This is a genomic window from Acinetobacter sp. YH12136, assembly GCF_013418545.1.
GTDB classification, from domain to species: Bacteria; Pseudomonadota; Gammaproteobacteria; order Pseudomonadales; family Moraxellaceae; genus Acinetobacter; species Acinetobacter towneri.
The window spans coordinates 1-7,870 of record NZ_VPBV01000050.1; the positions used below are offsets into that span (position 1 = coordinate 1).

Annotated in this window: 8 protein-coding genes and 6 pseudogenes; 5 read left to right on the forward strand and 9 right to left on the reverse strand. The window is 35.1% G+C overall.

All coding sequences use genetic code 11. The features are described 5' to 3' along the window. Positions 1-238 precede the first annotated feature (238 nt). Positions 239-460: a helix-turn-helix transcriptional regulator gene (locus tag FTU71_RS14045; RefSeq protein WP_004658364.1), complete on the reverse strand. Its 222-nt coding sequence runs from the start codon at positions 458-460 to the stop codon at positions 239-241. Between the two features lie 194 nt (positions 461-654). On the opposite strand from FTU71_RS14045, the gene FTU71_RS14050 reads away from it, so the two are divergent. Continuing rightward, complete coding sequence (locus FTU71_RS14050; protein WP_004658363.1) at positions 655-906, forward strand: hypothetical protein; 252 nt, start codon at positions 655-657, stop codon at positions 904-906. A gap of 252 nt (positions 907-1,158) precedes the next feature. Here FTU71_RS14050 and FTU71_RS14055 read toward each other — a convergent pair. Next, positions 1,159-1,302: pseudogene (locus tag FTU71_RS14055) on the reverse strand (antitoxin HicB); the annotation flags it as partial. Here FTU71_RS14055 and FTU71_RS14060 point away from each other — a divergent pair. Next, positions 1,302-1,526, forward strand: a pseudogene (locus FTU71_RS14060) (efflux RND transporter permease subunit); the annotation flags it as partial. The pseudogenes FTU71_RS14055 and FTU71_RS14060 sit on opposite strands and share 1 nt — an antisense overlap. An 84-nt stretch (positions 1,527-1,610) precedes the next feature. Here FTU71_RS14060 and FTU71_RS14065 read toward each other — a convergent pair. Continuing rightward, the gene (locus tag FTU71_RS14065; protein WP_127800877.1) at positions 1,611-2,498 is read right to left on the reverse strand and encodes a cation diffusion facilitator family transporter; all 888 of its coding nucleotides are present in this window, start codon (positions 2,496-2,498) and stop codon (positions 1,611-1,613) included. Further along, entirely contained in the window at positions 2,485-3,216 is a 732-nt protein-coding gene (locus FTU71_RS14070; RefSeq protein ID WP_005245162.1) for a transglutaminase family protein, read from the reverse strand. Before FTU71_RS14070 ends, FTU71_RS14065 begins: the two co-directional genes overlap by 14 nt. A 79-nt stretch (positions 3,217-3,295) precedes the next feature. Between FTU71_RS14070 and FTU71_RS14075 the strand changes: the two genes are divergently transcribed. Further along, positions 3,296-3,709 (forward strand): Cd(II)/Pb(II)-responsive transcriptional regulator, encoded by a 414-nt coding sequence (locus FTU71_RS14075; protein WP_179989169.1) that lies wholly within the window; start codon positions 3,296-3,298, stop codon positions 3,707-3,709. A 41-nt stretch (positions 3,710-3,750) separates the two neighbouring features. Here FTU71_RS14075 and FTU71_RS14080 read toward each other — a convergent pair whose 3' ends face one another. Further along, positions 3,751-4,950, reverse strand: coding sequence for an integrase arm-type DNA-binding domain-containing protein (locus tag FTU71_RS14080; RefSeq protein ID WP_005245164.1), 1,200 nt, complete (start codon positions 4,948-4,950; stop codon positions 3,751-3,753). A gap of 185 nt (positions 4,951-5,135) precedes the next feature. Continuing rightward, positions 5,136-5,237 (reverse strand): annotated as a pseudogene (locus FTU71_RS14680) (recombinase); the annotation flags it as partial. A 490-nt stretch (positions 5,238-5,727) separates the two neighbouring features. Between FTU71_RS14680 and FTU71_RS14085 the strand changes: the two are divergent. Then, positions 5,728-6,204: pseudogene (locus FTU71_RS14085) on the forward strand (transposase); the annotation flags it as partial. A 33-nt stretch (positions 6,205-6,237) separates the two neighbouring features. Continuing rightward, a pseudogene (locus FTU71_RS14090) lies at positions 6,238-6,501 on the forward strand (integrase core domain-containing protein); the annotation flags it as partial. Between the two features lie 120 nt (positions 6,502-6,621). Here the strand turns inward: FTU71_RS14090 and FTU71_RS14095 are convergent. From FTU71_RS14095 to FTU71_RS14105, 3 genes and pseudogenes are all read right to left on the reverse strand, one after another. Beyond that, positions 6,622-7,140: a hypothetical protein gene (locus tag FTU71_RS14095; protein WP_154320120.1), complete on the reverse strand. Its 519-nt coding sequence runs from the start codon at positions 7,138-7,140 to the stop codon at positions 6,622-6,624. Beyond that, positions 7,130-7,708 carry a hypothetical protein gene (locus FTU71_RS14100; protein ID WP_179990664.1) on the reverse strand — a complete coding sequence of 193 codons (579 nt, stop codon included), beginning with the start codon at positions 7,706-7,708 and terminating at the stop codon, positions 7,130-7,132. The genes FTU71_RS14095 and FTU71_RS14100 overlap by 11 nt, the downstream gene beginning before the upstream one ends. 3 nt (positions 7,709-7,711) lie before the next feature. After that, positions 7,712-7,870: pseudogene (locus FTU71_RS14105) on the reverse strand (IS4 family transposase); the annotation flags it as partial.

Genomic DNA, 7,870 nt, shown 5'->3' on the forward strand with positions numbered 1-7,870 from the left:
CTAGACAAAATGACACCAAATGAGTTTTACTATGATCAGCTACCCCAACAAAACAAGGTGGCTTAACTAGAGCGGAATATCACTTATAAATACGCTTTTAGTTGTTCAAACAAGTGGAACCACCTCTGTTTGTAATGATATTTTATAAAATTCAATATTAGATCTGCAGAGAAAAACTTATCAAACTAAGTATTGGCTAGTCTTTTTCTTCGAAAAACTTATCAAACGAAGTATTAAGTTAATCTTTTTCTTCAACTTCTTCCTTAAACTCAAACAAATCATTCATCGTACAGTTAAAGTACTTACACAACTTATCGGCGACTGGTAATTCAATACGTACAGCACGGTCATAATACATACTTGTGAGCGTGTTGCGATTGATACCTGTTGCATGCACCACTTCACTTAATTTTAAAATTTTTCTATCGCCCATGAGGCTAGATAACTTACAAGTAATCATATTTAAATTAATTTACAAAAAATAACTTGCTGTGGGTTATTTGAAGTTGTTGACTGAGTAATACTTTGCTAAAATTAACCTACAGCAGGTTATTACAACTTATAGAAAGTATATTTTATCCATTTCAACTAAATTATAACTTTTTAAATATAAGGATTGAACCTGCATTAGATTATTTTGTGGAGATGACCGCCGTGTTACCAAATGAGTTATTGATCAGCCAGCAAGCTCGTGACTTAGGAAATCAATTAATTAAAGAAATGAACATCAATAGAAGTTATGGAATGGCTAATTTTCTTGGAGTAAATACTTGCTATGATAATCATCAGGCTGTACTTATTTGGACATTTCAACTGCTTGAAAGGGAACCTGCCTTAAATGAATTAGCAGAAATTAAAAAATATTTTCTTTTAATCTTTCCAGATAGTGTTTATCAATTAGCCTAAGTTGTTTTTAAAATTAATTTATTAAATAAAAAGCACTAAATCAAAGAAAGCTTTATTTAAAAATACCTATTAATTCAAAAACATACCATTTACTGAATATATGAAGCATAGGTTCCTGCTCTATCACTCACTCGTACTAAAATTACATCGCTCTTTTTACTGATACTAAACAATTTATGTCCACGCCACGTTCTGCGGCTTCGAGGGCTAGTTTTTGTTGAACCACTGAGAACAAGGACAACAAACTGCCTACTATATTTTCCCGGAGAGTGGTGTAGGAACTTTTTCATTATTGCTAATCATATCAGCGACAACATCAGCAACGAGCTCCTCTATTCCTGAGAATGCTTTAGACTGATCCGCATCAAGCCAAGACAATGATGGAAACTCAGCACATCATTCGTTTAAGACCTATTTTAATGACGGCACTGGTCGCAAGTTTAGGTTTTATTCCAATGGCGTTAAACACTGGAATTGGTGCAGAAGTACAACGACCACTAGCAACAGTTGTTATCGGCGGTATTGTATCTTCTACAATTTTAACTTTGTTTGTATTGCCTATTTTATATCAATGGGCGCATGGCTCTGAGAGTAGCAAACAGCAATCCGACGAAATTTAAAATCAAAAAAAGCAGCTTAATTACTAGGTTATGCCTAATTAAGCTGCTTTTAATATTGTATGCCCAACATTTTATTGATAAAGCTTACTGCGCTTCATCCCGACAATTTTCATTTAAAAACTCAAACTCTATCGTTGTATGCGATAAATGATAGGAAGATAATTTAGCTGCAACTTCTTGTTTAAGCCTAATTAATTCTTTAACGTCAAAGTTGTCACTCAGCTCAAGGTGCGCTGTTAAAACGTGACTTTCACCATCTAGTGACCAAAAGTGCATGTGGTGGATACCATTAACTTCAGGAAATTCCATTAGTGATAGTTTAATACGCTTTTGAGTCTCTTTATCGGGTGCAGCTTGAAGAAATAAAACGAGTGTTGATTTCAGGTTTTTGAAAACATTAAACAAGATGAACAGCGTGAACCCTATTGATAAAAGGGGATCTAATATCGGCAGTTCAGCGAACAACAGTACGATAGAGACTATAAGAACGGCAACCCATCCAAGTACATCTTCAAGAAGGTGCCATGTCAGCACTTTCTCATTTAATGTTTCACCCGCTTTTAATTTTAATACAGCATATCCGTTAACGGCAACGCCGAGTATCGCTAGCCCTAACATCCCCTCGACTACAGGCATTTCAGGATTGGACAGCTTTGGAATTGCTTCAAATAAAATCCAAATTGAGCCAATGATTAAAACAATACTGTTTATCAATGCGCCAAAGAGAGTAAGTCTACGATAACCATAACTAAACTTATCTGATGCTTCTTTATCTGAAAAACGACTTAAAATCCACGCAAAACCTATTGAAAGACTATCACCAAGATCGTGAACTGCATCTGCCATTATCGCCGTACTGTTAGTGAGCCAACCACCTATAAATTCGATAATAGTGAATGTCACATTAAGGAAAAATGCCCAACCAATACGGTCATCTTTACCATGTTGATGACTATGATTATGGTTGTGCATTTTGTACCTCTAGTACTTTTCTATTTCTTAGTTTTGATACATTCATATTAATCAAGTGACGTATCAAGCGTTGATATATCCAGCGTTTGAACCCCGACAAGTTAGTCCCTTTTTCGAGATAGAACTCATCAGGGGAATCATAAAGCCCAAAGTCATCATGAATACCTTCTTTTTGAATATAGGTATTTTCTCCACGCCAATCTGTATCTGGTGATGAAAAGCACTTTGTTGCAACACCATAACCACAAAAATCATCTTTTACTTGGTCAAATTTCTCCTGTAGAGAGCTTAAGTATTGCTCATCCAATATAAAGCCCTCTAAGTTTATCCAACGCCCTTCAAAGTAAACTTCTACCCAACTATGAATGATGTATTTAGGTGCTAACCAAAATACATAGCTTGGGATAGCACCTTTTTGTAGTTGCTGGTCTATGGTAAACCCATGAAATCGGCATTGAATGCCTAGTCCACGCAATAGTGCCATTAACAGATTACCCTTAGTATTACATTGTCCATAACCATCTGCTAGCACATCGCTTGCTGCAATATCATCGCTTTCATTATAACCAAAGAAAATCTCATCTTTTACAAACTGATAAGCGGCACCAATTTTGTTGAAGTTATCCAAGTTTTTCCACCTACGTTGATCGATCAAGGATTGGATATCTTTGTGTTCAAAATTAACGATATTCGTATTGTTTAAATATTTCTCAGTCATTTTTTATATATCCTTTTCGTTGCATACTTATACTATAGACTCTATAGTAACTATAGAGTCAAATGTCTGGGGGAAATTGATGAAAATAGGCGAATTGTCAAAAAAATCGGGCTGTTCAATACAAACGATTAGATATTATGAAAGAGAAGGATTTCTGTTAAATCCAAATCGTTCAGAAGGTAATTTCAGGCTGTATGATAGCAAAGCACTTAAACAATTGGAATTCGTAAAGCATTGTCGCAGCCTAGATATATCACTCAATGATATTAAACGTCTTATCGAATTAAAAAATAAGCCAGAAGAAAGCTGCTCTAGCGTTAATGCATTAATTGATCAGCAACTTGCACTAGTGAATAAACGCATGAAAGAATTAAGGGCGCTTAAAGCTGAATTACAACAAATGGCTAGTGCTTGTGGTTCGAACAACCCAACATACTCATTATATTCTGCTGACCATGTAACACGGCAAGTATATTGTTTACTATCCATTTGAAACCCCATAATGTTTTAAGTCTATGTATAAAAGTACGATTTTCACTTAGCAGTACTTAAATAATCACCCCACCACTGCATCATTTCAGTCCGCTGGGCTAAATAGTCAGCGTGATTATAGCTGGCACGGGTACGGTTCTTATCAATATGTGAAAGTTGTGCCTCAATCCAGTTATCCTGGAACAAACCTGAGTCATTCAAAATGGTACTAAAAGTGGAACGTAGTCCATGAGAGGATAATTGATGTTTTCCATAGCCCATCTTACGTATAGCCATATTTAATGTATTAAAATGAATCGGTTGATTATGTTTCCGTGGGCTAGCAAAAATGTACTTTTCACCGTATGACCATTGCATGACGTCTTTTAAAATATCTAAAGCCTGATCTGAAAGTGGAACTAAGAAGTCGGGAATCTCATGGCCTAATATGACTTTTCGTCGAAACTGTTTAATATGCAAGGCAGGTATTTTCCAGACTTTTTCATTTAAATCAAAATGATGAGGCTCAGCCAATAACAATTCAGCCCCTCGCACGCCAGTATGTAATTTGAACAGCAGTGCTTTTTTAATAATCGGATGGGCATCCAATTTTTGTAATTTATACTTAAAATCAGATATATCCTCCGCTTTCAAATACGGATAATTTTTCTTGATTTTACTGTTAATGGCGATTTTATTTAAACCATGCGCGATGTTGAATTCACAATAACCCATCGCTACAGCGTAGTCATAAATTTGGTTCAAATAACTACAAGCTTTCTTGACAGGTTCTTTTACTTGGCGTCCCTCTATTTTTTTGATTACTGAAACCAGGTCATAACGCTTGATGTTTTGAAAAGGTAGATCCTGAAGGTCTGGATAAATATCTTGCTGTAAGCATCTTTCTGCTAACTGTAGTACACCACAGCGGGGTAGATCGTTGAAGGCATTTTTCAGTTTGAACTGTAACCACTCCTCCCCGACCTTACCAAAGGTGATGACATTAGAGGCAGTATCTTGTTCAAAACAGAAATCATTGTCTTTAAAGTCATCTCTGACTTGTCGTGCCTTTTTCAGCGATAAATCAGGATAACGACCTAACTGAATGCGTCGACGTTTTTTAGTTTGTGGATCTGTATAGCGATAGCACCAAGATTTTCTTCCACTCGGCTCAATCTTCAGGCTAAGCCCATCTTCATCGGATAAAAAACTGGTTTTTTCCTTACAATGAGCTTGGCGAACTTTAATTTCAGTAAGACTCATGGAATTTAAATGAAACCTAACAATGGGTTGATTGGATCAATTATATCAAAATAGAACGCTTTATGTATGATGCGTACACTACGCATCATATAGATTTGTAAAGTATTGTTTTATAAATTTATTATTCAATATACTTTAATTTTAGTAACCAGTAGGAGTACCACTTCTTTTTTAGTTCTCAAATATCACGTTTTTTTTGACGCAATGATTCTATCTCGGACTTCGTCAGCTGTTTTACGAGAGATGAGGATATACTTTACCTCCCACTCTGTGAGCCTTTCAACGTCTCACGGCTCTATTTAATGTTATTGAATAATCAATGGATACCAGTAAAGCCTTTTAGGTCTGCTATTGTTTCTAATACAATAGTCTCCACGATCAAGGATTGGACTCAATGCATATTCCAGCATAAACCTACCACCTATTCCTATTCGCACCCTACCACTCATTCCTATTCCAAATCGGCCACTTAGGGTTTATTCAGTAATAGAATTTAAAGGCTTTATTGCCCAAACCTATATTCTTAAAAGCTTATTCAGCAATATAATTCTTAGATAAATTGCATATTCTTATCGTAAAGGACACTGATTCTTCTTTCATTTGGACAGTTACTATGAATTCACTTCCGTCCTAATAATCTGCCCCAAAAGCTTTTTGGCTTCCGATTCGGATCGGCTTTGTTGCACAAATACCTAAGAATATGATTTTATTAAATTTATTCTTAGGTTGAAATTTTCACAAACCTTTAAAAATCAGTGCCTTGCAAAATGTTTATGCAACAAAGCCTATTTAAATCGGCAACTTGAACATATTGATAAGTTAATAAATAATCACATAGATCAAGATCCAACATTGAAACAGGATTTGAAATTACTGCAAACTATTCCTTCAATCGGTGAACGATCAGGCTTATTACTGTTGGGGTTATTTCATTCGCACAAGTTTGAAAAAGCAAGTCAAGCTGCTGCATATGTAGGTTTGGTTCCAGTACATCAGTTGTCTGGCAGTTCAGTCAACAAGCAAAGTCACTTATCAAAAGCAGGTGACAGTAAAATACGCTCAGTATTGTATATGTCGGCATTAACAGCGATTAAATATAATCCACACATTGAAGCTTTATATCAACGATTATTAAGCCAGGGTAAAAATAAAATGTGTGCTTTAGGTGCTGCAATGCGCAAGCTTATACATCTGTGTTATGGCGTTTTAAAACATCAGACTGCCTATCGAAGAGATTATTTAGTGGTCGAATAATCTCAAAACCTGATTGACTACCAAGACGGTATCTCAGGTCCCGAATTTATCAGTCACGAATTTGTGCGCTGGGCTACTGAGCACGGTATTCGTATTGAATATATTCAACCGGGTAAGCCACAGCAGAATGCGTATATTGAACACTATAATCGGACCATACGTTATAGTTGGCTGAGCAAGCATTTATTTGATACTTTGGATGAAGTACAAGATTATGCAACAAACTGGTTGTGGCATTACAACCATGAAAGACCACATCAAGCTAACAAAGGAAAGCCACCTCTAATGGCTGCTTAACCTCTACTTTTAACTTCGGTTATTTATTGAAGGATTACCTTAAAAACTATTAATGTAGCTCCATTTTAAATAAAGAACCGCTTTTTTATTCAAAATAGGGTAGGAACGACTTTAACTAAATCAGTAAGGAATACTTAATGAAATATATCTAATCTCACCTATATTGTTATATGAAATATATATTGTAAATGGAATATCTTCAATTTTCCATTTTTGGCTTCTAACCACGCCATCATCATTCTTAATAAATAATGGCACTCCTAATATATTTTCAATTTCAGCTTTATTCATTGAAAATTTTAAATTAAATGGCAGTTCTTGTTTATATTGAGAAAAGCCTTCCACACCATCATTATAAAAAAATATAGTCGTTAAGTATATTTTTTCACCAGTTATGGGTTTGTCCTCCTGATTTAAATAAAAAGACTCATCAGTAAATATAAAACCCAATCCCTCATCATATTTACTAATATAAAAATTATACTCATCCAATAAATCACCATCTTCATCATAAATTGGTAATTTAATTTCCTCTTGACTTTTCACAAATTGATTTTTAACAAAAAAATCAACTAATTTTTCATCAATATTTGACTTACCCAACAGTGATATTAAATGATCAATAAACTTATTTGTCATTCTTTCTCGCCTCCTCATCCATAATATTTTTCAAAAATTTATCATAATCAGCATTATTTTTACAGCTCAATGTAGTACATGCTTCTTGCAACTTTGTAACGTACTCAGGCGTTAATTTTTTTGCATTATCTATCATTGCCTCAGAATCCCTAATTTGTGCTGCTTGTAAATCATTTGCATCATTTTCAATGAGTCCTTTATTATTTTTTCCTGCATAGGTTGGACCTGCGGCATGCACCTCATTTGGTACAGTTACACTCATTCCTTCATTAATAATACGATTTTTCTCTGCTTGAGTTAAGGGCGCTTCCTTTAAGTCTTCAGCTCTCTTTAATAATGCAGCTTTAGACGGCTGATGATCTCTAGCCACGGTTCCATCTCCAGTGACTTTCTTTTGATTTCCATAATTATCAACCCATCCCACATCAAGAGATTGCTTTTGATTTATTTCAATATCAGCATCTTTCCCCTTAGTGACACCTTTACCTACTCCAGCACCTACAACTCCAGCCACAGCATTAATTAAATATTCTGCACCTTGTTTATTTTTTTCCTCTGTACACGACAAATTTCACAGAACCCTTATCCTATCAGGATTCTGCTTTCTTAAAATTGCCAAAATTTCCTTAAACTCTTCTTTTTTCCCAAAACCAATTAAACGCTGAATCGCCATTTGAACATAGTCTAAACCATAGCGAAATAAACTCATTGAGAGTCGTCCATGCTTCTT

What these genes read in the sequence shown, in the direction of transcription:
- FTU71_RS14080 (WP_005245164.1), bottom strand. Translation starts at nt 4,950, where the DNA reads ATGAGTCTTACTGAAATTAAAGTTCGCCAAGCTCATTGTAAGGAAAAA.
- FTU71_RS14065 (WP_127800877.1), bottom strand. Translation starts at nt 2,498, where the DNA reads ATGCACAACCATAATCATAGTCATCAACATGGTAAAGATGACCGTATT.
- FTU71_RS14075 (WP_179989169.1), top strand. Translation starts at nt 3,296, where the DNA reads ATGAAAATAGGCGAATTGTCAAAAAAATCGGGCTGTTCAATACAAACG.
- FTU71_RS14045 (WP_004658364.1), bottom strand. Translation starts at nt 460, where the DNA reads ATGATTACTTGTAAGTTATCTAGCCTCATGGGCGATAGAAAAATTTTA.
- FTU71_RS14070 (WP_005245162.1), bottom strand. Translation starts at nt 3,216, where the DNA reads ATGACTGAGAAATATTTAAACAATACGAATATCGTTAATTTTGAACAC.
- FTU71_RS14095 (WP_154320120.1), bottom strand. Translation starts at nt 7,140, where the DNA reads ATGACAAATAAGTTTATTGATCATTTAATATCACTGTTGGGTAAGTCA.